The sequence below is a fragment of the Robinsoniella sp. KNHs210 genome (assembly GCF_000686105.1).
GTDB classification, from domain to species: Bacteria; Bacillota; Clostridia; order Lachnospirales; family Lachnospiraceae; genus Robinsoniella; species Robinsoniella peoriensis.
Genome location: NZ_JMLZ01000002.1, coordinates 3,197,948 through 3,223,309 on the forward strand (window position 1 = coordinate 3,197,948; position 25,362 = coordinate 3,223,309).

The following is a 25,362-nucleotide window of genomic DNA, read 5'->3' on the forward strand; positions in this document are numbered from 1 at the left end:
ATTCATTAATCAATATAAATTCTAACCAAACTTCTTTCTCCCACCAGCATCCCGTATCCCGCAGGCATCCCGGTACTTCGCTACTGTTCTCCGGGAGATTTTTATCCCCTCTGCCATCAGCTTTTCCGTAATCTTCTGATCCCTAAGGGGCTTCTTCTTGTCTTCCGCCGCCACAATTTCCTTTATACGAGCCTGCACTCCCACAGCGGCTACCTGCCCATTATCTTCACTGGATTCTACTCCTTTGGTAAAAAAATAGTTTAGCGGATAAACGCCCCAGGTACACTGCAGATACTTCCCCTGGACTGCACGGCTTACAGTAGACGCATGAACGTCAAGTCGGTCTGCCACATCTGACAGGCACATGAGCCTCAGACCTTTACCACAGGCAAAAAATTCCTCCTGAAGATCAACGATACACTTTACCACCCGAATCATGGTTGTATATCGTTGTGAGATACAATCTCTTACCCATTGTGCCTGCTTAAGTTTTGACTGAACATAATCCTTTGTTTCCTGATCTGTCTCTTTTTTCAGCAAATCGCAATAGGGCATATTGATGTTAACTCTGGAATACATATATTCGTTTGGCAGGATTTCGTAATATCCGCTCAGTTTAACTATCGTTATATCAGGAATAATATAGGACAGCGTTTCTCTGGTATAGAAGCTGTTCCCAGGCTTTGGGTTCAATGACTGGATTAATTCATACGCCTTGATAACCTCTTCCAACGATATACCAAGCTTTTTCGCTATCTTATCCATCTGGTTCTTCCCCAGCAAATCCAGATACTGATGGATAATCAGCCTGGCTTCTGGTTCATCCATCTGCCTGCGGTCAAGCTGAAGCAGCAGGCATTCTCTTAAATCCCTGGCAATTCCAGCAGGTTCCATTCCTTGTATGATATGAAGCAATTTCTCCGCTAACTTTTTTTCTATTTGAAAATGCTGGCAAACTTCATCCAGCGGCAATGTAAAATATCCCTTTTGATCAATACACTCGATCATGTATGTAATGACTGTATGTTCCAGCAAATCCAGGTCATAAATTAAAAGCTGGGACAGCAGGTATTCCTGCAGATCCTCGTCCTCATCTTTTCCAATAGATGACAAGATATCCGTTTCTACATTTTCTTCATATTCCTGATTATAGTAGACCCGGTTTTCCTCATTCATTTGTTCCAACCATTCCAGTTTCCTGCGAATATCGTCCTCCCGGGTGGCAGGGGGGAACATATTCTCCAGATCAATCATAGGATTTTCCATTGCCAGATCCTTTACATAAGTCTCCAGTTCCTGCCCCGTCATCTGTAATATTTGTATTGATTGAATCATTCTCTGAGACATATTCATCTGTTGGCTCATTTTTACCTGAAGTTCCATATCATCCCTGGTATGCTGCATTGCTTAGATCTTTGTCCGGTTAAGCACCAATGCAGTCATACATCCCTTTCTCGGAAATAACTATTTACTGAATCTTATTCATCAGTTTTCATCTTATTCCCTGTATCCCCACGAAAATGTATAACGAAAAATGAATTCCATTCCACAATTCATGGAATCTCATCTCTACCTCTTCTTTCATTTATTTTATCATAGTTCACGGGCATTGTAACAAATATTTGCCAAAACTTAAAGAAACAAACAGGCAAAAAGCTGCATTCTCTCTCAAACAGCAATATATCAAACTACATTTCGCTTTTCTCCGTTTTGAAATGCTTGAATATTTAAATATACTTCTTTCATCAGCCTCTCTCTGGCTTCCCTGCTGATCCATCCAATATGAGGGGTAATGAGTAATTTCCTGCTATCCTGGATTTCCAACAGCGGATTGTCCTTTTTCATGGGCTCTTCTGTCAGGACATCCAATCCGGCACCTCCAATCATCCCCTCTTTTAATGCTTCTGCTAAATCTCTTTCATTTACAATAGGACCTCTTGCTACGTTTAACAAAATTGCTGTATTTTTCATTTTTTCAAAAGCCTGTAAATTCAACAGATTCTCGGTATCCGAATTAAGCGGGGCATGTACCGAGATAATATCAGACCGATGCAGCAGAGAATCAAAATCAACCTGCTCATAAACCGCATCTTTATTTCTTCCAGAAGTAGAATAATAAATTATATGGCAGCCAAGAGCCTCTGCAATCCTGGCAGTACGCCTGCCGATTGCCCCTAATCCGATAATCCCCCAGTTCTTACCTTCCAGTTCAAAAATTTGCTCGCCAAAATGAGTAAATAGCTCGCTTTTTACATATTCCCCGCTTTTTACATAATTATCATAATAACTTAATTTATGTAACAAAAACAGCGCCATGGAAATTGTATGTTGTGCAACTGCATTTGTGGAATACCCTGCCACATTGGCAACTGTTATATTTCTGGAATCCAGATACTCCTTATCCAGCACATTATAACCGGTCGCCGTTACTGCAATCATTTTCAGATTTGTGGCATTCACAAGATTCTCCCTATTCATAGGAACTTTATTCATGATCACAATGTCTGCATCTTTTACCCTTTGCGCTACCTCATGTTCCTGGGTCGTATCATAGACAGCCACTTGCCCAAGTTCTTTAAAACAAGACAAATCCATATCATTTCCTATTGTTTTTCCTTCTAATATCACGATCTTCATCATTACGGCTTTCCTTTCCGACATCTCATACTACCTGCGTTTAGGCGTTTACCTGAATCCATATAAAATCCATCGGAAAAAGGCCACCTTATATAACACAAGGCAGCCCCCTTCTATATGAATTTATGCAGTTTTCCTGATTTTGTGAACCATATCTAGAATTAGGCCCACTTATCCCTGGAATCGCACTAATTAAAACCTATATCTATGAACTTCTATCTTAAAAATACTAATTGTTACAAAATAGCTGCTTCGATCTATTTTAACATCATCTGCCGCAGACTGCGGCTAAATACCTTTCTTAATACCTCGATAAAAATCACTTCTATAAACGTTTTAACAATTCTTCTCTTTCTTTTTCAAATCCTGGTTTTCCAAGTAACGCAAACATATTCTTCTTGTAGCTTTCGACACCCGGCTGATTGAAAGGATTTACTCCCAATGTATAGCCGCTGACACCACATGCAAATTCGAAGAAATAGAACAGCTCACCTAAGGAAAACTCATCCTGCTTCGGAATGGTTACCATCAGATTTGGCACATTTCCATCCGTATGAGCAAGGATCGTTCCATTCATAGCACTTTTATTTACAAAATCCACAGTTTGTCCTGCCAGATAATTGAGGCCATCTAAATCTACCGGCTCTTCCCCGATTTTTAACTCACACTGAGACTCTTCTACATTCAATACTGTTTCGAACATAATACGGCTTCCGTCCTGGATAAACTGACCCATAGAATGGAGATCTGTAGTCAGATCTACGCTTGCAGGGAATATTCCCTTTTGGTCTTTTCCTTCACTCTCGCCATATAATTGTTTCCACCATTCAGATACGTAGTGTAAGCTTGGTTCATAGTTGGCTAATATCTCTACTGATTTGCCTTTTCTTAACAGGATATTACGGATTGCTGCATACTGTAATGCATCATTTTCTTCAAAATCAGCTTCCAGAGCGCGCTGTCTTCCGGACGCAGCGCCCTCCATCAACTTCTTAATATCTGCTCCACTTACTGCGATAGGAAGCAGTCCTACTGCGGTTAATACGGAGAAACGTCCGCCTACATCATCCGGAACTACGAAGCTTTCATAACCTTCTTCGGTAGCCAGGTTTTTAAGGGCCCCTCTGGCCTTGTCCGTTGTAGCATAGATTCTCTTGGCTGCTTCTGCCTTGCCATATTTTGTTTCCAGCATTTCTTTGAAAATACGAAAAGCAATTGCTGGTTCAGTAGTGGTACCTGATTTTGATATAATGTTTACAGAAAAATCTCTGTCCCCGATAACATCGATTAAATGCTTTAAATAGGTGCTGCTGATGCTGTTTCCTACATAATAAATCTCCGGTGTCTTACGGATTTCCTTTGAAACCATATTATAAAAGCTGTGGCGTAAAAATTCTATTGCCGCTCTGGCACCAAGATAGGATCCGCCGATACCAATGACCAGCAGCACCTCACTGTCTCCCTGAATTTTTTCCGCTGACTTCTCAATTCTTCCAAACTCTTCCTTGTCATAATCTACAGGTAAATCAATCCATCCCAGGAAATCATTCCCAGCACCTGTCTTTGATACCAGCGTGTCCTTAGCAGCAGCAACTATATTTTTCATTGCTTCTACTTCGTTTTCACCAATAAATCCAGCTGCTTTTGAATAATCAAACGTTACTTTATTTCCCATGATATTCACTCCTTCTATGCGTGTTTTATATGTTCTTATCCATCATTCTACCAAATGTACTACACTTAATCAAGACAAAAATTCCTTTAGCACCTCCCTTATGACTCGTTCCTGCTCCGCAGGATCCATTTGTTTTAGGATTTCCGTGTTCCGCTCCTTGCTATGCTCACGATCTGCCGCAGTCTCATCTAACCCCTCCTTTATTCTTGCCAGATTCTGTTTTAACTCACGCTTATCTTTTTGCGCCTTACTTTCCAGCGGCCTGACCTGCCGCTTTTTCACCCCTAGTGAAATCGGCGTCTTTTCTTTCTCTTTTACTGACTCTGCCTCTGATACCGGCTCCTGCTTTTTCTCACTCTCCGATAGTGATGATAGGTCCACCTCCTTATAAGCATGTCCTATTCCGGAATTTGCCAGGTAATCTTCCAACTGTACCTGCAAATACCTGTTTTTATATCCAACATCAATCACCGCCTGGGTTCCTAGTAGCAGCAGCAGCGCCGCTCCACCGGCCCATAGATAATTCTGTACAATATTTACTGCGAAGTTTTGTGCACCTGCCAGCAGATATCCTGCTCCGGCTATTCCTAAACATAGAACAAGTGCTGTTCCTCCCATACGGCGCCATTGGTGTAGATTCATGCCAAGGCAATGATACTGATAAATGCTTTTCTTTACAAAAACTGATGTATTGGTTAACCCCTCATTTAACCGTTTACTCGCGACGTATTGCTGTCGTAACCGCTTCATAAACTTTCCTTTCGCTTCTGTGTAGTTTTCTGCATCCCGTATCAGTCTGTCATATAGAATATTTAATACTAGTTGACTGATTACCCCCAAAATACAGATTGCTGCCATTGCGTAAAATAACATGTTTTGTTGTAAGATAGACCTTATCATTGTGATCCCCCTTCACCTTTCTGATTTGTACCGCCATCATATCCCACAAAAAATAATTTGTAAAGTAGAATCGTTCGACAAAAAAACCTCGGAAACGGCTTATTTACGGGGGTTTTTGGAGTTTTGGGGTTCAAGTTAGCCCCTTCAATTTCACTGTGAAATAACTCATTTTTTCATAAGTCAATTTCCTGAAATCCATTTATTTTAGCGGTTCGAAGGCAGTTTGGGGAATGCTTCAGAAATGTTTAAAAAATATTTGAAATGCTTTCTGCAGATTTGCCAAGATATTTTCAAAAAAATTTTGATTCGGTAAAAAATATAATAAAAATTTACTTGCATTGCTTTTGATTTGGGGGAGAGCATGTCCTCTCCCCACCAAAAATCCGAATTAGCCTAATACCTCCATCAGCTTTTTCACAAGATTTACACTGTGCTGTGCAGCTTTTGCCTCAAAAGTAGGATAATCCATTGTTGCGCTATCATCAGATTTATCGGAAATTGCTCTGACAACTGCAAATGGTATCTTATTAAGATATGCGGTCTGGGCAATTGCTGCCCCTTCCATCTCTGTACAATAGGCCTGAAAGTTATCCGTAATCTTATTCTTCACTTCTTTATTACTGATAAACTGATCGCCACTTACTATTCTTCCCCGAAATACCTGAATATCAGGATTTGCTTCCTGGCAGGCTTTTGCTGCGATTTCGGAAATCTCTTTATCTGCTGCAAAAGCAAATACATCCAGCTGAGGGATCTGTCCCAATGGATATCCAAAATTTGTAGCATCCATATCATGATGTACAAGATCTGTAGCAATAACCACATCACCGATCTCAATCCCTGCATTCAGTGATCCTGCTATACCAGTATTTATTACTCTGGTTATATGGAAGACATCCACTAAGATCTGTGTGCAAACCGCCGCATTTACCTTTCCTATTCCACTTCTTACAATAACAACGTTTTGTCCTTTTAAGATACCCTGGCAAAATTCCATACCAGCCTTAACCGTAACTGTTTTATTTTCCATTTCCTTCTTCAGTGCGTCTACTTCTACATCCATCGCTCCAATAATTCCTATGATATTCATCTATTTTCCTCCATTAACTTCACCTGTTTTCTGAAGTTATCTTATCATAACGCACCCGGTTCTGCAACCAATCAGGGATAAGTTCTGCTATATTTAACGCTTACACCCCTATTTTAAGTTTCATATGAACGCTTACCTTCCTATATAATAGGAAGCGCTGGCAAAAGCCACTTCATCCGAAGGCCTGATTTCACGTTTTTCATTAGCTTCCAGCCTCTCTCCATTAAGGAACGTTCCATTCATGGAGTTTAAATCCATAACATAGAATGAACCTTCTTCCTGCCAGATTTTAGCATGAACCCTGCTTACTACCGGAAGATCTATCCGTACATCCACCTTAGACTTCATCTTTCCTATATACAGTGTTTTATCATATAAAAGAATATTCCCTCTTAAATGAGGTTCCATACTGATAAAACATAATTTTTTAAGTTCTTCATCTCCGCAGAGAATTGTAGTTTGTCCAATTTGTTCTTCCTTCTCTGCCTGATACCCCTCCTCTATTTTAGTTTGGTTCCTTAATTGCATATTTGGCCTAAATGCCGCTTCCATGCCGCTAATTACCCCTGCCTCTATATCATTCTCATCTTCTTCCAGAAATTCTGCTATGTTATCTATATCCGAGTTTCCTTTGTTTTGTTTTTCATTTTTGTTGAGTTTCTTCCTATTAATAAAGGAGATGAAATATCCCGCTCCCCCTAACACAGAAAAGACAATGCCTCCCAACAGGGTCATGTCTGCTTCCAAATAACTTCCTGCCGCAAATATCCCTCCTATGATCGCAGCTGTCACAGTAATTATAAAAAAATTTAATTTAAAATTCACCTTGTCCCAAATTTTATGACTGCCTCGAATTTCCCTCCCGGGTTTATTTTTGCCTTCTTCCTTCCTATTATAATAGGAACTTTTATCATGCTTCCCCTTAACTTCATTATTTTTTTTAACTTCTTTAACTTTACGTTCTTTAACCTTTATATCTTTATTTTTTATTTCTTTATTTTTGTCTCTTTTTTGCCCCGACTCTTCTTTTACTTTTCCGTCTTCCTTTTCACCTAAGATTTGTCTCTTTAATTCCGCATCTGTGGTATCTATAAACGGACTTTCCTCAAGTTCCTCCTTTTGGTTCATTTCAGCTTTAACGGACTTAGAAGTCTTTGATGTAAGCTCAGCATTTACATCAGGCTCACCTGGCTGACCGGATTTACGGGATAACCTTAAATCAGAGGATGTCTGCACCCTGTAAACACTCTGTATAATCTGTTCTATACTAAAATTTTCTTCTGTTGTCTGCCTGTAGATATCATATCCCAGAGATACCGCTCCATGATCGTTATGATCTAATCTCTTAAGTATAAACTCCGCAAGTTCTTTGAATGAGCTTGTAATAGAGCCTTTATAAGAAGGCAGATAACAAAGGCAGGGCTCTTTCGTTTCAATATCCATATAAATATAAGAAGGGTCTAATAATACATGATCCGGTTCCAGCAGGTAAGCCGCAACATTCTCAATGGAAGATTTAACTCCAAGGAGAAGCGTTTTAATGTCATCCATGGTCATAGTACTCTTTTCAAAGATCCGCTCCAACGACTGCTTTGATGTAACTTCATAGTAAAAATAAACTTTTCCGTCCATTTTTTTCATATTGCATTTTAACAGCCCCCGTATATCATTCATGGATAGCATTCGGATCTGATATTCGCTCCCATATATCTGTTCTTCCGGATCCAGAATCAGATAATTATGATTCATATCTCTTTTATAGCTTACCTGCATTATTTTTCCCCCTTATCCAAAAGCCGCTGCAAACCTTTTACTTTGCGTATGGTATCACCCGGACGCTTTAACGTATATTCTTTATTAACACCGATTCTCAGTTCATTTCCCATAAAGTATGAGACTACAAACCCCGGAACCGGAAATCGTCCGCTATAATTTACCGTAATATTTTCTTTCCCCATTGACACGGAACTTTTTAACTTTCTGGTTCCCAAAAGCCTTTCCTTAACCAATGCTCCTGCCCGTGCTTCCACTTCATTGTTATTCTTATTATCTACATTATGAAGGCTGGCATAGAGTGCCGTTTCCAATGCAGCTCCTTCAAGCAATGCTTTATCATGAAGAAAAAAACCCAGATAAATGATTCCAATAAAAACGGGTATTAAGATACTCATCAGCATGGCGGCTTCCACTGTATAGCTTCCTTTCTTCCTTTTCCACAATTTAATACACCTCACCTCCGGCAAATGTCAGCATAATGACATAGCCTAATAATAAAAATGGTATAAATGCAATGGTATGGCTCCTCTTTACCTTCTTAACCACGATTAAAACCATGCTGTACAGGGCAGAAAGAAAGAGCGCAATCAGCAGCAATTGGATATTCCCCCAAATTCCCAAAAATAATCCGCACACTGCAATAACAAATCCATCACCGCTTCCAACAGCTCCCCTTGTCGCCCATCCTACAGCCAAAAAGAATATACCCGGTAAAATACCGCAGACCCAGATAAAAACCGGAATTTGCTGATAGGCGAGATTACAGATAACAGCTGCTGCTGCAAAAAGACCAGTTAATACCATTGACACTTCTTTTCGTTTAATATCTAATCCCGCACTGATAATCAGAAATAATAATAAACCTGCTTTATTCATTGCATACCTTTCTTGAATGTGAATCTTTTTCATCAACTTTTTACGTTTATTACGTGAAACTCTAACCAGAACTTTTTTACGTGTACCTTTAAGCCTGGGTCTAAATCACTTCTTACTGCCCGCACCTGGAACAGGGCTGCCAGTCTGGTACCTCAGACATGGGAACCAGTAATATTCCTCTCTTTAACCCGCTGCACCCCAGCGAAGAATGATATTTGTCTCCGGTATCCGTTATATATACCGTATTGCTTCCACCCTGGCACTGTCCGCAAGGATAATATTTACCTCCGGATTCGTTTCTGAGGTGTTCCACAGCATCTTTGTTAACCGGCTTAATGGATAATTTTATGTGGGAGCATTCCGGATCTTTGTGGTAAACCTTACCGTTTACCGTTATCAAAACCAATGCTCCTTCACCCTCAGTGCTGCCATCGCCATTGACACCATCTCTGCCGGTCCACGCTCTTACTCTTCCTCTTGTAGCTATTTTTATTTGTTTCATGGGGAATAAGGTCACCGGATACTTCACCTGATACGTTCCTGCCAAATCGATTATTTGACTTTTTTTCAGGAACGATGACCTTAACAGGCTGAGGATGCCCCGGTTTTCCTGCAATCTCCCCCTGATTTTCACCTTGTTCTTAGCATAAGCGGCAGACAGTCCACCGGTAATAATATCCGATATGCCTCCCTCCTGCAGATTCCCCGCATTTTTTACATATGCATATACAGCCATTTCACTGCTGGTCTCACATACCGCCCCGGTCAGCCGTACTGATAAATCTACTATCTGTATAAAGTATAAGACAGAAATCATGGCGAACAGAAATAATGGTAATGCCACTGCCGCTTCTATAGTCAGACTTGCCTGCCGTAAGGCAGATAAGGATATTCTTCCGTTGTCATGGATCATTTTATGAATCATTGCCGGGAGAGAGTTCTTTACCTTTCTTTTAATATTTTGGTTTTTGTTTTGGTTTTTATTTTGGTTCTTAATTATGTATTTATTTTTGTTTTTATGGAATCTGATACAACGAAAGAACATCCTTATCCACCTCACCTTCACCTGATTTTTATTGTTCATCCTGACTTAATAGGAAAAAACACCCTCTGCTTCAAACTTTATGGTTTCTTCTCCAATTCCCAAAAATGCTCCGGATACTCTCATAAACAACGGATTGACCTGCCATTTTGTATCTGCTTTTATCTGTTCGATACAGGCATCTGTCCTGAAGTATTTGGTACTATCCTCCATTCTTAAATTCGCTTCTATTAAATCAAGTCCCCTCATAGGATACTGCGCCTTCTTCCCCGTAAACAGCAGCATTCTTAAATACTCCCGATAAGTTAACCCCTTTTGGTCCGAACTTCCATCCTCCTGCAAAAGCTCTGTTATCTTTCCCAGGTTTTCCAAAGAAAGTTTCCATGTAGCCGCTGTCTTTTCCAATGCTATCCTGCCCCCTGAAAGCAAGGTGCGCACATCCAAAAGACTCTCCCCATATGCCCATGCCAGTAATAGCGCCATTTTTGTCACTGTCACAAGTCCCGGCACTGCCAATACACCTACAATTGCAGCTGCCAATGCTCCCGCCTGGGTCTGCATTTCCTGATTTGACAACGCATATAAAAAATTACTCCCTTCCCGCAGTAAAAGCAGTCGGTTCACAACACCTTTTAAGTTCTCCTGATCACTCTCTTTCCCGCATAAAATATACTCTATTTGATAATCCAGCGCCCCTTCCTTCTTGTTGGAGGTCATATCAGGAAAATGATCCAACAGATATTCTTGAAACAGAACATCTCCGCTCAATCCATCATGCCTCTTTATAATAGGAAGGTTTCCTTCTTCAAGCTCTCGTCCGGACGGTATTTCTGCTATATTCAATGCTTTCTGAGATAAAGCATCCGGATCTTTAAGAACCAGAGCCAATACTCCCATTTCCTTTATTTTCTTAATGATTTCCAGTGGATTCTCAACCGGTTCCGGTACTTCTTCCGGTTCCGCCGGCAGTTCTAACTCCTCTTCTCCACTATTATTTTCTGCCTCCTGCCTTTCCTGCTCCATTCTATCTTCTTCCTGCCTTTTAAGCTCTTCCAGCTGCTTTCCATTATTTTCATCACTTTCTTCATAAAGCTTTTGAGCTTCCTCCTGTTCCTTTGCTTTATCCGAATCCTTTAATAATTTGTTCAGGACTTCTGTCCCCAGGTTATCCTTCATAAATGTAACTGCCTGCTGGTAAAACGGTTCTCCCTTCTCATCCGTTGCCAATGAAATCCCCTTAATATTACAATCCTCTAATTGCATCTTCAGCGGATCAAAAGTATTGCCTGACAATCCTTTACCTGGATTGATATTATAGGACATGAAATCCTCCATGCGGAGTCTGACTTTATCCGAATGATATGTACCGCTCCCATAAGCTCCGTCCAAAAATAAAATATCATATTGATTCAGAAGCTTTTTCTCATATTCTCCAAACACAGAAAATAGTCCCATGTTCAAAACTGCTTCTGCTTTCGCTCTTGCACCCTGCACCCTTGCCGATTCAGCCATTGTACAGATCAGAGATAAGAACAGTACACTAACTAAACTTAAGAATACGGTGATTGCTCCCTTTGGTCTGTACCACCCCATTTTATACTCCCCTTTCATCTTATAATCTGAACATAAAACTTCTTTTCAACCGAAATCATAATTACGCTTTAAACACGTTTTAGATTCCATTGCTTTGGCTTGTTATTTTGCTGAAAATACTTTTAACCAGACTGGTTAGTTGTTTTTTAAAGATAATAACGAGACCGATTAAGACCACTAATATTAAAATAATTTCTACAACCCCTATGCCGTCTTCTTCCCGGATAAAATCTCTGACATGACTCATGCTGCTCACCTCCTTTCCCTCATGCAACGCAAAGGTTAAATCTAAGTTATGACGTCAAAAAGACATAACCGCAGGTACCATTAAAATAACCAATACAATCACTAACATCATTCCCATAGGAAGAAGCATTTTCGTTCCGGCTGCCTCACCAAACCGCTTTGCCATCTGTTTTCGCTCATCCATGGAGGCAAGTGCTTCGTTCTGTAAGATTTCCATAAGTCCGTTAGAACCTTTTCTCAAATTCTGAGCAAGCAGTGAGCCCAGTTTTACATATCTGATCTCCTGACATCTGTTTCCGAAGTCTTCATACGCTGCAGCTTCCGACATACCCAACTGCATTTTATGACAGGCGGCTGCCATTTCTTCATAAGCATACCGTTTATGTCTGAAATCCTTACTTTTTTCATATTCTGCTGCAACTTTAGAAAATGCTGCCTTTAATGTTAAACCGGCACCCAGAAGCATGGACAGTTTAAACAATATGTCAGGATAATCCATTGTCATTTGCCGGCTTCTCTCTTCCGCCAATTTATGTAGTTCGGCATCCTTTCCTATATAGACGCAGATTCCGGCCAAAATAGCTGCCACACATAAAATTCCTGCAATCTCTGATGGACTTTTAGACCATTTGACTTTCTTACCATCAACTCGATCCGGGAGTTCCATCTCCTTCTCTGCTGCCCCTTCTTTATTTGCCTGTTCAATTTCCTTCTTTAACTGAACATATAATTCTTCTTCTTTTGTGTAAACAGGCGGCAGCACCCGGGCATAAGTGCAGAATTCTCCTTTTTCACCAAAGCATTCCAGGCTTGCGGTTAACTTTACCAGAATCCCTTCTTCCGGAATATCACCGATAATAAATCCCTCTTCATCGATTATCTCAAGTGGCTCAGAAATCCATTCTGCCTGAACCTTTCCTTCCAGAATTGTTTGGGGAAGATACATTTTTTTCCTTACTTCGTCCATAGTATTATTTTCCCCTAATATTAATTTCTCCAGCTTCCCAATTGCCTGGGTTATTAATTCCTGTTTTTGTTCCAAACGGTACTGCTGTGCTCCCAGATCAAAAGATATATCGGATGTATCCTCTAATCCCTCAATTTTTGCCTGAAGGCTTGTTTCCAGATCTCCTTCTCCATATCCCGGACGCTCCAGTATATTGCCTTCTTTTAATATCTGATCCGATTCCGTTAAAATCTGTATTCCCAGAGAACACCCTGTTCCTATAAAAACAATACAAAGCCCCAGTGCCAGCTTTTCCATATAATAATTTTGAATGTCAGCCTTTTTCCCGCAGCTAACAGCCTCCAGATCTTTTTCCACTCTCTTTTGAACGTAAAACCGTCTTTTTTTTGGAAACATTCCGAATATAAAAATACTTATTTTATAAAACGGTATCATGAGCTTTTTAATATAGAAGCTTTCCGGAACTTTAACCGCAGATGCCACTGCAAATAAAACGCCAAATACCGCCAGTAACCCCCAACATAACATCATACGCTACACCTCAATATCCACGATTTTCTTCCCCCACATATAGGCAGCTCCATAGGTTATCAAGCAAAGACTCATAATACAGATCCCGGCAGGATTGTGATACATTACATCTAAGAAACCCGGAGATGCAATCCCTACATAAATTAGTATCATAAAAGGAACACCACTCATTATTTTCTGTTCCAGACGCTTGGCGGACAGACAGGTTTCAATCTCCATTTTTGTTTCTTCTTTTTGGCTGATACATAAAATAGTATTTCGAATAATTGTTATCAGATCACCGCCGGTTCTTTTTGCCGCACTGAATACCTCAGCAAAATTCTCAATTTCCTCAATCCTGCTTCTTTTGGCAAGATCCAGCAAGAGATTTTCTAAAGTATGATTCAGCTTCAGCTGATTTCTGATATGCGTGAATTCCTTCATAATCATATCGTCATTTTCATACACCCGCTCCATATCTCCCAAAGCTTCTTCAAAAGCATTCTCAACGGAATATCCCGCAGACAACGCAGCAGAGACGGCCTGTATCCCAGTCAGAAATTGTTTGCTGAGTTCTTTTTTTCCTGCCAGAATATAGTCCCCTTTCCTTTGCTTCTGAAAAAAAAAGAACCCAGGCAGTAAAACCATAAATGCAAGAAAGGAACGGTAAAACAATATACTGACAGCTCCATCTATTACCCCATAGAGCAGCACCTGGTAAATCCACTGCTTACCCGTAAAATTATACTGGTTATAGTCCATTTCTCATCCTCCTTTTATCTCCTGCATAAAACCGCCAGGCAGCTAATTTTTTCCAATACTTCAAATCTTTTCTCCAGTGTAGACTCCCCGCTGTAGTAATTTTCTGGTATCTGTTAACGCAGCCTTTTTTACAAGCTGACCTGTAATCTTACCCTTTTCTGTTCCGGTCTCTTCAAATTCATACAGTACTTTTGTCATAATTTCCTCCGTCTCATAGCGATAACCCATAATTTCAATGATCTCTAACACTTTTCTGCTTCTATCCCGCATTCTCCCCAGGTGTACCATAATATCAATTCCGGATGCAATCTGCCTGCGGATTGCCGACACCGGAAGCTCAATCCCCAGCAAAACCATTGTTTCTAATCTTGCCAGCATATCCCTGGGGCTGTTCCCATGTCCGGTGCTGAGCGAGCCATCATGTCCGGTATTGAGCGCCTGCAGCATATCAAGCGCCTCTTCTCCACGTACCTCACCTACGATAATCCGATCCGGCCGCATGCGAAGGCTCGATTTAATCAGATCCCTAATGGTTATTTCGTGCTCCCCCTGGGTATTTCCTTTTCGCGCCTCCAGCCTTACCAGATTCTTAACTCCCTGTATCTGGAGTTCCGCATTGTCCTCAATGGTAATAATTCTTTCTTCTTTGGGTATAAAATCAGATAATGCATTTAGAAATGTGGTCTTACCGGACCCGGTTCCGCCACTGATAAAGATGTTGTATCCGGCAATTACCAGCTTCCTTAGAAATTCAGCCGCCTCTTTTGTAACTGCCTTCCAGGCCATTAATTCCCCAATCCGGATAGGACTGGCTGGAAACTGCCGGATGGTAATAATCGGACCATTAATCGCTGCCGGCGGTAAAACAATATTAACTCTGGCACCGTTTTCTAATCTGGCATCTACGATTGGAACAGTTTCATTCACAATACGGTTGCTATTTGCCGCTATTGACTGAACCAGATCCTCAATCTTTCCTTTAGAATAAAAATTCTTATCCCATTTGGAAATTCTGCCGTTTTTCTCAATAAAAATACCATCTGTTCCATTTACCATAACCTCTGTAATCGTATCATCATCGATCAGCTCCTGTAGAATATCCAGCTTCCGGATGGAATTAAACAGTTCCTTTTGCAGTTCTTCCTTTCTTTTCAGGCTTAAGTAAAATTCTCTGCCCGCTTCTATGAGCATTTCATTAATTGTCCCTTTGATTTCTTCATCACTAAGGCTTCCTGCGTTCTCCAGTTTTTCAAGCAGCCGCTTACGAAGGATCCGGAACTGTTCTTGTGCCTCTTTCATCGTTTTCTTCCTCATCAATTAACTTTCTAACATAGTCGCCCAGTTCCCCCCACATAAGCTGTTCCACATAATGATCCCTGGGACCGAAACTGCTGTGAAAAGGCAGTTTCAGCTTTCTCGTACGTTCCAGTATATCTTCGCAGTCCCACATTTTCAGTACTTTTTCAAAGTGATCCAATTTCGCCAGCGATACACTGTCCTCTCTTACCGGCATGTAGATTTTTCTGCATTGCTTCAATAATCGGAAGACATCATCTATCTGTTCCCCGATATCCAGAATGATGGTATCATAGGAACTAAAATTTATAATATCTCCCAATAGCTTCATCCACTCCTCATACTTCACATTTCTAAGATCCATAGGTGAAAAAGCAGGCGGGATATAATCCAGATTATGAATACTCTGTACCATACTGTCTAACTTGTATATAATATTGCCGCTCCCCTGCCTTACAAAAAACATAAGATCCGCTATGTCTGCTGCAAACTCCTTTCCCATAAGTGTTTCAAATCCGGCATAGTCCTCCAGATTTAAATATAATACAGCTCTTTTTTTAGATAAAATCTGACCCAGAGTCAAAGCAAATGAAGTCTTAAGCGTTCTCTTAACCGGTGAATAAATCCCTATGAGCTCAACATCCTTTTTCAATAACGCCATCGGGTTTACCATTACATTCTGATTTGCATAGTACCCCATAACCTCTGCAATTAAATTGTCAGAAGACTGGTATTTGTAGACAGCAGGGTATTCCGCTAATTCCTGTATCAGTTCCCCTTCAGACAGAATCATAATCCTTCCAATATTAAGCGTCTTCACTTCCTCACACATAGCCTGTGCCGAAATTAAAAGCATTTCAATATCATGCTCTTTTGCATAAATACTGAGACTTTTAACATTGGTAAATGCCTGCACCTCGAATGGTGTGTTTTGCTTGATATTCATGTATTCCATTAAGTTATAAGCATACGCTGCTTCCAAATCACATACTGCAAAAATATTTTTCTTCAATAAAAACCTCCCGCGTATAATATAATGCTGATTAATATAGGTACTGAAAAATGCATATGGCTGTCCACATCTTCATCCCTCCGATATGGCTCCCACTTTTTTATATAAAAATAATTGCTGATATACGCATAGAAATATGCAAGACGGTGCCACAAATTGCGCCGCCATAGAATCAGTATCACTGAAATACCTGCCCCTGCCAGAAAAGCAATAAAGATACAGGTTATGATCTTCGTTGTTCCTAAAAAGCTTCCCAATGCGCAGAATAACTTAATGTCTCCTGCTCCAATCATTCTAAAATAGTATAGCGCCCCCAAAACCAGGAGCGGAGTTCCTACACCTCCCAAAAATAAAAGTATTCCCATATATCCTGTATTTAAGGCTTGGAACACTCCTCCTGCTGCCATCCCTGTGAAAGTAAGTAAGTTTGGTATTTTCCCCTTCCAAAAATCCAGAATAACCGCCAATAAGACCAGACATAAAATGCACAGAAACTCCATTTCTTTCATTTCTCACCTCATAAAACATTTCAATTTGTTCATTGGTTCTGTATATTAAATTGTGTGCGCTCCTTCAAGCCAATGTCAGAATACCGCCACCATCGCAAAGCACCCCCTTTATTTATCTACTTCTAATTTGAAATAATTAAAACCTGTTACAAAAAACACAAAGGAAATATAGTCGATCTGACTATGAAAAATAGAATTCTTAAGAAGAAATCATCCCTTTAAAATTAAGATGAAGTTAAAATTCTGTAAGAAGTGATTTCATTATATATTACGTTGTTGCATTTGTCAACATTAAGTTGCAATATTTTTTATTTATAGTACGCCATAATAATTATGAGACCTTTTGTTTTTATTGGGTTTCTACCTGCATAATAAAATAGGAAACTCTAATAAAAGAAAGAAGTGCCAGACTCCTCCCAAAAGGAAAGCTCCTGACACTTCCAAACCATTCATTCTACAATTTAAATACTATCTCAGCTGATTATAACTTTTTAAACTTAGCAGTTGTTTTTACCCCACGATCTAACAAATGTTTCTTATAATTCTTCAACTTCTTCGCAGGTACCTTAAACTCTGCCTTACTATAAATATTTGTAAACGCCTTCTTTTGAATGGTTTTCAGATTCTTACTCTTAATCGTAATCTTTTTTAGATTCTTATCATTCATAAATGCATACTTTTCAATACGCTTTACGCTTGATCCGATCACCACAGATTTCAGCTTCTTACAATCCCGGAATGCACTTGGTCCAATATTGGTCACATATTTTCCAATGGTGACACTCTGCAGTTTTGTATTCTTGTAAAATGCCTTCTTTGCAATCTGGGTTACTTTGAATGTATAACCGTTAATCTTAACCGCTGCGGGTATCGTAACCTTCTTAAAAGTCTTTTTCGTAGGTTTTACATACATTACGGTTCCATTTTTGCTCGATGATTTTGTAACCTTGTATTTCGCATTACCAATTGTTACTACTGCATTCTTTTTCGGAACCGGTTTAACAACGGGTGCTTTCACAAGGGCTTTGTATGCCTGCTGCAGCATGGACAACGCAGCATCCACGTCCTTTTGTGCTGCATTAGCATTCAGGTTCACCATCTTTGCGTTATTTAATACTTTCAAGTATGCAGACCAGCTTACTGCAGTATAATTGGATGACTTAAGGCCTGCATATGAGTTAATCAGCTTCTGTAATTCTGCCTTATTTACTATCGGCTTTGGATCCTCTTTTACTTTTAAGCCTGCAATTGCAGCTTCCAGTGCTGTTTTAGCCTGATCTACCTCTTCCTGAACTGCTTTTTCGTCTGCCGCTGTCTTCTTTGCATTTTGTAATGCTTTCTTCAGGGCATCCAGGCTTTCTGTCGTATATTTACCGGACAGTTTGCTTTCCGCAAGGGTAATCAGGTTTATGAGTTCTTTCTTATCTGCTGGAACTACCGGATCTTCCCTGATAATCATTGCTTCCTGCAATGCTTTTGCTGCCGCATCAATCTCTTCCTGTGTTACATCTCCTTTGCCCAGCGCATTATCTGCCTGTCCAAGCGCTGTCTGTAACTGACTCCATCCTAGTTCTGTATAATCTGCTTCGGACTTTTTCTGAGCTGCTGCAATCAACCCTTCCAGTTCGGAAGTAATAACGCTGTCTGCTGCACCTGTCATGGCCATTACCCGCCATTCAATGATGCCAACTCCATGCAGTCCTCCTGCTTCCACTACCGGCTGCATTGTAATCTTTAATGCCTTAGCCATTACCGGAGTTTCCAGATTCAGGGTGTTGTATGCATCCGGTATATTTTCAGAAACCGTATTCATTTCGTACCACTGACCGTCTTCTCCCAGATACTCAAATCTGGACTCTGCCGGAAGAAGAATTCCGCCTCCGTCTGTAAAATAATATACATCAATGCTGTGAATTTCCTGCGCTGTATCCCAGTCATACTGTACCCAGGCTTCTTTGCCTTCCTGACCCCAGTTATGCCATGTCCCATTTGATTTATCCATGGATGAAGCAGGATCATAACCATCTTTCATTGTGTCTGCACCGCCTAAATCATTCGGGCTGTTGATATTGGCGGACACGGCAGCCTCCGGTGCGATATTCATAATTTCCTGTGTCTGTTCTGCTGCCTGCAATTCATTAACTGCATTATAAAGTGCGTCAAAGGCTGCATTGATTTCTTCCTGTGTCAGACCTCCCTGGTTGACCAAATTCTGTGCATTTGCAAGCGCTTCCGCAAATACTGCCCAGCTTTCTGCTGTGTATCTGCCTTTTGCTTTTGTATTGGCGATATCCAGGATGTTTCTAAGGTTTTTCTTGTTGACTCCCTGAGAACTTACCAGTTCACCGGAAACCTTCCATTCGATGATACCAATTGCCGAATTTTCATCCTGTGGCTGTAAGGTCACCCTAATTGCTGCTGCCAGAACCGGTTTATTCAATGTGATCGTATTATACTGGTTCTCTTTCATTTCAGTTATTTTTTCTGCCTCAGTCCAGACTCCTTCATCATTCAGATACTCTACCAGAGCTTCTTTTGGCAGCTTAACCTTTCCGCCGTCCTGATAATAATAAATGTCTGTACTGTCAATCCTTACCAGCTCTTCAAAATCATACTGAACCCAGGCTTCCCTGCCTTCTTCTCCCGTGCTGTCCCATACGCCATTTGAAGAATCTGAGGAATTTACCGGATTAATACCATCTTTTACAGCCTGTGCTTTATTTACACTTGCAGAAACTTCTGCCTGCGGTGCGAGATTAGCACTTACTGCTCCCGGCATAATCTCTAAAGCATCCTTTGCTTCCTGGAGTTTTGTTAACATTGCGTCCACATCATTCTGTACGGCCGTTTCATCTGACAGCATATTTTCTGCTTCTTCCAGAACATCCGCAAATGTGCTCCACGTCTCTGCCGTATAGTAATAAGCTGCTTTTGTTTCAGCCAGTTCAACGGCTTTCTTTAACTCTGTCATATCTACAGCGGGTTCCGTATCAACCTGATATCCGTAAACCTTCCACTCAATCACACCACATCCCAGTTTCTCCGGCGTCATAGTCATTCGGATTGCTTTTGTCATTACCGGATCAAAGGTTGTCTTATTGTATTTATTAGTTGCCACGCCCAGACCGTCTGTACCGGTAAATGCCTGCCAGTCTCCGCCGCTTCCCAGATACTCGTATTTTACGCTTACCGGACAGAAGTTGCCGCCGCCGTCTTTGAAGTAATAGGCATCTGATGCCGTAATCATGATTTCTTTCTCCCAGGTATACTGTACCCAGGCCTCCCCGCCCTGGTTGCCTAACCAGTTATGCCAAACTCCATGGCTGGTATCCATTGAAGAGGAAGGTTCAAATCCATCATTTAATCCGGCCACGCCGCCCAGATCATTTACGGAGTTAATAATCGCCGTTGGTTTTGCCAGGGATGCCAGATTGGTTTCTTCTCCATCCATAACAAATACCGATGCCTGAACAGGGTGGTCCATGCCTTCTACCGTTCCGTTTACTTTAAAGCTGCCAGCTTTTCCATATTTATCTTCGGAAACGGCTTCCCATATTACTTTAGAATCTTTATAGATTCCATTGTCATACAGCACACGCAATGTTTCCGGTAATTCCGGTGCTTTTCCCACAACTGTTACGTAGCTTCCCACTTCTGCGGAAACCGGTTTTGCATCTTCCTCCGGTGCATATGCATCCGCTAATTCTTCTGCTGTCATAGCTGCAGATTTTACTGTAAAGTTATCTACAAGACCATTTAAGAATGCCGACTGTTTATTCTCGGATCTTCCAATATAGTTCATCTGCACATCACCCAGATCAGCCAGGGTGAATCCACAGTCTTCTAATGTATATACCGCTTCACCATCTACATATAAGATAAGTGTCTGATTCTCCATTGTCAATGCAATATTCTTCCAGAATCCTGTACCCAGTTTGATTCCAGTCTTGTATTCTGCCGTTTTATTTGTCTTAGTATCCGTGATACCTAATACTAATTCATTCTTGCCTTCAAAGGAAACATACATACGTTTTCCGTCAGTATCTCCAAAATGGAATATTCGCGCACCGCTTCCCTGTACCGCATTTAGCTTGACGTCTGCCAGAATTGTGCAGTCCGTCACATTCTTTGTTAAAGAAGACGGCATCTTCACATATCCGCAGTAGGTACCGGTAAAGTTAACAGCATTTCCTTCTTTGCCTTCTGCCACTGCCGGCTTGCTGACCGCTGCCGCATCATTTCCTGCTGACGAAGAATCTTTTACTACTCTTTTTAATACATCCACTTCTTCAAATTCATAATTAGCCAGAACTTCCGGTAACTTTTCATCCTCTTTTACAACGAGGGTTAAAGTATCTTCTGCACTTAAAGCACCGTCACTTACTGATAACTTCAACTGATATGTTCCTGCTTTATCTACGGAAATGCCGGAAATTAACTTATCGGGGTTTGCAATGGTAACGTTAGCCCCTTCCGGTTTCGAGGTTACTTCCCATAAGCTGGTGAGCGTCATGTTTGGATATCCGTCATCCTTTGCAGCGCCTTCCAATCGGTAAGTATCTGATAAATACACATTTAAGTCTTTCCCTGCATCCACAGCCGGAGCTGTATTTTCCAACGGTTCTCCTTCTTTAATCACAACGCTTGCTGTCTCTGCCGCCGGAAGCGGAACGGATACAACAGTTGTTTCCTCTCCAATATACTGGAAACTGCCTGTTACATTGCCATTTACCTTAATCTGATAAGATCCCGGTTTTAATCCCGTAAATTCAATGTCAGATTTATGCTCGGAAACTTCCAGGTTTCTGACATTTAATTCAACGTAATTACTGTCCTTACTTACCTTGGCCCGGGTATACTGATCTCTGTCAAGCTCAATAGAGAGTTTCTGGTTGATAAAGTTCAGTCTGGTATAAACTCCGTCTAACGGTGTCACCTGATAGAAACCGCCCTCTTCACTTACTTCGCAGCCATATCCGAATAATCCAAAGATATTGTCCGTTGAAACATCAGAAGACAGAATACGCAGTGCACCAAACAATCCTGTGTCTGCTTCTCCGGACATCTGACGCCATCCGTTATGAATACTTCCGCCGCCTGTTCCCTGTCCGCCGGAATTGCCAAGTTCAGACTGGTATGTCCATGATACGGTGCCGATATTTTCCGGGTCTGCATCGATCTGTCCTGAATTTATACAGGTAAGGTTTGCAAGTTTTCCTGCATAGTTCACACGGGCTGCATCTGCCATCTCAGTTTCTGTCAGGCCGTTGTCCTGAAGTCTCAGCCAGTCATCCATACAATAGCCGGCTAATGATGCCGTATACTGGAAGTTCCACCAGTTCTCACCGCAGATAGTAGTAGGATTTCCATAGTGGTACCAGATAGGCTGCAGTCCGCGGCAAGCCCTGGTCTTCAAGTCAATCTTGCCCATCATATCCGTATTGTCATTTAATTTCGCAAGGGTATATACCGCTTCTTCACCGGTATTATCATACGCATACTCGGAACCGTATGGATATTTATTTCCTTTGAAGTTGCTGTACTTTTCATCCATGATTTCGGTCACTTGTGCAGCCTCGTCATAATACCCCTCTGATTCTAATGCTGCAATAATATCGGGTGTTGTGGATTCACCCATCAGTCCGGTATCCCAATTATAAGATACTCCTTTACTATATAACGCCTTTAATATATTTGCGGCGCGCAGCAGATACGTCCCCTTATCTTCCGCATAATCAATCATATCGGGATATTTCTCTGCGATCTTATACATAGAGAAATATGTATTGTATACATGAGGATACGCATAACCACGGTATATTCCCTGTCCGGTATTATTTGGTTCATTATCCAGCCAGTCATTTACCATGTAATCTTCCTGGTGCTCTTTCATCAGCCCATTCCAGATAAAGGTATCCAGATACTCATCCACTGCCGTAATCTGTTCTTTAACCGGCTGGTAAACATTCTTTTCCGCCAGATATTCACCATGGGTGAATCCCCAGTCATCGCCCCAGCCAAAGTATCCTTCGTATACACCGCGGACAGACTTTGTATCCATCATCCAGTCATCAAATATCTTGTCATAGATTTCACCAGGTGCGTTGACCTGAGTTTTCTCTGTTACAAAATCAGCATGCAGTTCCAGTGCATCCTCCACGCTGTCCATCGCATAGAACTGCAGGGTTGTCTGCTTACCATCATCATATGTGATCTCAACATGGTTTGCACCAAGGCAGGAAAGCTGCAAGTTGTAAATGTGATACTGCTCTCCATCCTGTGTAACGGTTTCCAGATATTCTACTTTTGTTCCCTCTTCTTTGGTACATTCCTGCTTATTGGAAACTGATTTCTGAAGCCCTTCATAAAGACCGGTATCATGAGAACAATTTACCTGAATGTCCTGAATCTGATCTTTTCCATAGGAAGTATGCAGATAGAATTTAGCGGGCATATTAACGGAAAATGCCATACTTGGAACTGCTACCGCATCAATAATGCCTTCCTCATAAAGCTTTGTTTTCATATCCTGCTCATCATCTACACCTGTAAATTTAAACGTATATGTTTTACTCTCTCCGGGTGCCAGCGTCAGAGACGTGTTTTCCAGATAACTGCTTCCTGTAGACTTGATAACATCAGAATGAATATAGAATACATTCAATCCATTTGCCCAGCCGCCCTGGTCCTGTGCCCAGACAGAGCCTGCATGTCCATTGTTGATTCTCCAGTGATCCTGATACTCAAATCCTGCCCCGGTAGAAGTATCCGGTGTAAATAACAGGAACTTACCCTGACCGCTTGGCCTGCTTGCATAGATATAGCTGGAATCCTGTCCTACAAAAGAATGATCCACTACTGAAGTTTCATAAACCTGCGTTCCTCCCGGCCAGAACTCACTGAATGGCATTGGCACGCCGAAGTCGCCGATGATCAGATTCTTATCTTTGGTATTGGTGACTGTCATGGACCATACGATCTGATTATCCACTAATTCATAAGTCTCAACCAGCTTGAAGTCCTTAATGCCCTTATCTTCTTTAGCATCTTCATAGGTAACTTCTACTTTATTTCCTTTTAACTCAATCTTTCTCGTTTTGCTGCCATTATCCGAGGCACTGGTCATAGATTCTGTCCAGGTATCCTCACCCTCCCATTTGGTCTGGAACATTAATTCGCCCATCCACTGATGTTCTTTGGAGGCTCCCTGGGTTGGTGCATATTCTGCATTTAATACATAGTTGGTATCATATAGGTCTCCCTGAATTTTAAGCTCATCAATGTGTCCGTATTTACCGATCTTCAGATAAAAATAGTCATTGGAAAGCTCTACTTCACCGCTTGGCTTTTCTGCATTTCCCAAAACCTTCCACTCCTTGATTCCAACGGCATGGTTTTCGGGTGTTCCGTATCCCTGCGGCGTCATAGTCAGTTTCAGCTGATTCGTCTTAATCGGCTGGTCAAAGGTGACTACGTTATACGCATCCAGTTTATTTTCAGTGACAACGGCTGCTTCTGCCCAATCTCCAGCTGCGGCATCCCAGTATTCCACTACCGTCTTCTCCGGCGCAAGGATTCCTCCATTATCTGTAAAATAGTATATTTCGGTGCTGTCAATCACAGCTTCTTTCTGCCAGGTGTACTGCACATATGCCATCTGTCCTTCATTTGTCCAGCTGTGCCAGACCAGCCCGTCTCCCGCACCTGCAGATGCTGCCGGTTCTGCTTCATCATTCAGAGCATCTACGCCGCCCAAATCCTCTGGATGGTTAATGCTTGCAGATGCCTCTGCTCTTGGCGCAATATTAAATGGCATCACCTTACCATATGCTTCCCACTCAATAACGCCGACTCCATTTTCATCAGCTTTCTGTTTTTCTATGGTCACTCTCAGACCTTTTGTCTTCACTGTATCAAATGTTGTAATATTGAACCCATCCGCCCTGCAGCCAAGACCCTTTGCGTTTCCAACTTCTACAAAGTTACCATCCGCATCCATGTATTCATATTTACAGGATTTCGGAATTTTAATACCACCGGAATCAGGTTTGTCCCCGTCATACCAGAAATAAATTCCGCTGCTGTTTAGTTCCACTTCATTTTCCCAGGTATATGTCAATGTTTCACTGGCTGGTTTAGCCGGATTCCCCCAGGAACCATAACATGCACCGGTTTCTTCTTTTCCTGTCCCGGAAGTCTTTGATACTTTTCCGTCATTTACAGCAGTAAGGGTTTCCCAGCCTGATACATAACTGGTGGAAACATCTGCGCTCCCTGCTACATTATTAGGTCTTTCCCCATCCGGTGCTATAAAAAATTCATCTGTTTCTGCGGCTTTCTCTGCTGCATATACCGTACCTGTCCCTGTCAGACCCGGCAGAGGTACAGATGTTATCATCATCGCCATTGCCAATGCCGATGCAGTTACCTTAACAGCCCCATTCACCAATCGTTTCTTTTTCATTCGCGAA

General features: G+C 41.4%; 17 protein-coding genes. All 17 read right to left on the reverse strand.

Annotated elements, in window-relative coordinates; genetic code table 11:
• Window positions 1-21: 21 nt before the first annotated feature.
• The 17 genes from rpoN to CD03_RS36310 all read right to left on the reverse strand — a co-directional run bounded on the left by rpoN (window position 22) and on the right by CD03_RS36310 (window position 25,355).
• Window positions 22-1,404, reverse strand: coding sequence for an RNA polymerase factor sigma-54 (rpoN, locus tag CD03_RS0120945; protein ID WP_052377896.1), 1,383 nt, complete (start codon window positions 1,402-1,404; stop codon window positions 22-24).
• A 279-nt stretch (window positions 1,405-1,683) separates the two neighbouring features.
• Entirely contained in the window at window positions 1,684-2,637 is a 954-nt protein-coding gene (locus CD03_RS0120950; protein WP_027295310.1) for a D-2-hydroxyacid dehydrogenase, read from the reverse strand.
• 325 nt (window positions 2,638-2,962) lie between these two features.
• Window positions 2,963-4,312, reverse strand: a complete 1,350-nt coding sequence (locus CD03_RS0120955) for a glucose-6-phosphate isomerase (RefSeq protein WP_027295311.1) — start codon at window positions 4,310-4,312, stop codon at window positions 2,963-2,965.
• 69 nt (window positions 4,313-4,381) lie between these two features.
• Window positions 4,382-5,212 carry a hypothetical protein gene (locus tag CD03_RS0120960; RefSeq protein ID WP_138003120.1) on the reverse strand — a complete coding sequence of 277 codons (831 nt, stop codon included), beginning with the start codon at window positions 5,210-5,212 and terminating at the stop codon, window positions 4,382-4,384.
• 388 nt (window positions 5,213-5,600) lie between these two features.
• Window positions 5,601-6,302 (reverse strand): 5'-methylthioadenosine/adenosylhomocysteine nucleosidase, encoded by a 702-nt coding sequence (locus tag CD03_RS0120965; RefSeq protein ID WP_027295313.1) that lies wholly within the window; start codon window positions 6,300-6,302, stop codon window positions 5,601-5,603.
• A 132-nt stretch (window positions 6,303-6,434) separates the two neighbouring features.
• The gene (locus tag CD03_RS0120970) at window positions 6,435-8,075 is read right to left on the reverse strand and encodes a DUF6382 domain-containing protein (protein ID WP_027295314.1); all 1,641 of its coding nucleotides are present in this window, start codon (window positions 8,073-8,075) and stop codon (window positions 6,435-6,437) included.
• Window positions 8,075-8,521 carry a TadE/TadG family type IV pilus assembly protein gene (locus tag CD03_RS34255; protein WP_052377897.1) on the reverse strand — a complete coding sequence of 149 codons (447 nt, stop codon included), beginning with the start codon at window positions 8,519-8,521 and terminating at the stop codon, window positions 8,075-8,077. Before CD03_RS34255 ends, CD03_RS0120970 begins: the two co-directional genes overlap by 1 nt.
• Window position 8,522: 1 nt before the next feature.
• Window positions 8,523-8,954: a prepilin peptidase gene (locus CD03_RS0120980; RefSeq protein WP_027295315.1), complete on the reverse strand. Its 432-nt coding sequence runs from the start codon at window positions 8,952-8,954 to the stop codon at window positions 8,523-8,525.
• A 112-nt stretch (window positions 8,955-9,066) separates the two neighbouring features.
• On the reverse strand, window positions 9,067-9,879 hold the full coding sequence (locus tag CD03_RS36305; protein ID WP_138003117.1) for a hypothetical protein: 813 nt from the start codon (window positions 9,877-9,879) through the stop codon (window positions 9,067-9,069).
• A gap of 165 nt (window positions 9,880-10,044) precedes the next feature.
• Complete coding sequence (locus CD03_RS0120990) at window positions 10,045-11,589, reverse strand: DUF5702 domain-containing protein (protein WP_027295316.1); 1,545 nt, start codon at window positions 11,587-11,589, stop codon at window positions 10,045-10,047.
• A 79-nt stretch (window positions 11,590-11,668) separates the two neighbouring features.
• Window positions 11,669-11,836: a Flp1 family type IVb pilin gene (locus tag CD03_RS0120995; protein ID WP_027295317.1), complete on the reverse strand. Its 168-nt coding sequence runs from the start codon at window positions 11,834-11,836 to the stop codon at window positions 11,669-11,671.
• A 54-nt stretch (window positions 11,837-11,890) separates the two neighbouring features.
• Entirely contained in the window at window positions 11,891-13,333 is a 1,443-nt protein-coding gene (locus tag CD03_RS0121000) for a type II secretion system F family protein (RefSeq protein ID WP_027295318.1), read from the reverse strand.
• Window positions 13,334-13,336: 3 nt separating this feature from the next.
• The gene (locus CD03_RS0121005; RefSeq protein ID WP_027295319.1) at window positions 13,337-14,074 is read right to left on the reverse strand and encodes a type II secretion system F family protein; all 738 of its coding nucleotides are present in this window, start codon (window positions 14,072-14,074) and stop codon (window positions 13,337-13,339) included.
• A 60-nt stretch (window positions 14,075-14,134) separates the two neighbouring features.
• On the reverse strand, window positions 14,135-15,373 hold the full coding sequence (locus CD03_RS0121010) for a CpaF family protein (protein WP_027295320.1): 1,239 nt from the start codon (window positions 15,371-15,373) through the stop codon (window positions 14,135-14,137).
• A complete protein-coding gene (locus tag CD03_RS34265) occupies window positions 15,336-16,382 on the reverse strand; it encodes a ParA family protein (protein WP_052377899.1) in 1,047 nt (348 codons plus the stop codon). Before CD03_RS34265 ends, CD03_RS0121010 begins: the two co-directional genes overlap by 38 nt.
• The gene (locus tag CD03_RS34270) at window positions 16,379-16,891 is read right to left on the reverse strand and encodes an A24 family peptidase (protein ID WP_052377900.1); all 513 of its coding nucleotides are present in this window, start codon (window positions 16,889-16,891) and stop codon (window positions 16,379-16,381) included. The genes CD03_RS34265 and CD03_RS34270 overlap by 4 nt, the downstream gene beginning before the upstream one ends.
• A 481-nt stretch (window positions 16,892-17,372) precedes the next feature.
• Entirely contained in the window at window positions 17,373-25,355 is a 7,983-nt protein-coding gene (locus tag CD03_RS36310; RefSeq protein ID WP_052377901.1) for a DUF5695 domain-containing protein, read from the reverse strand.
• Window positions 25,356-25,362: the final 7 nt, after the last annotated feature.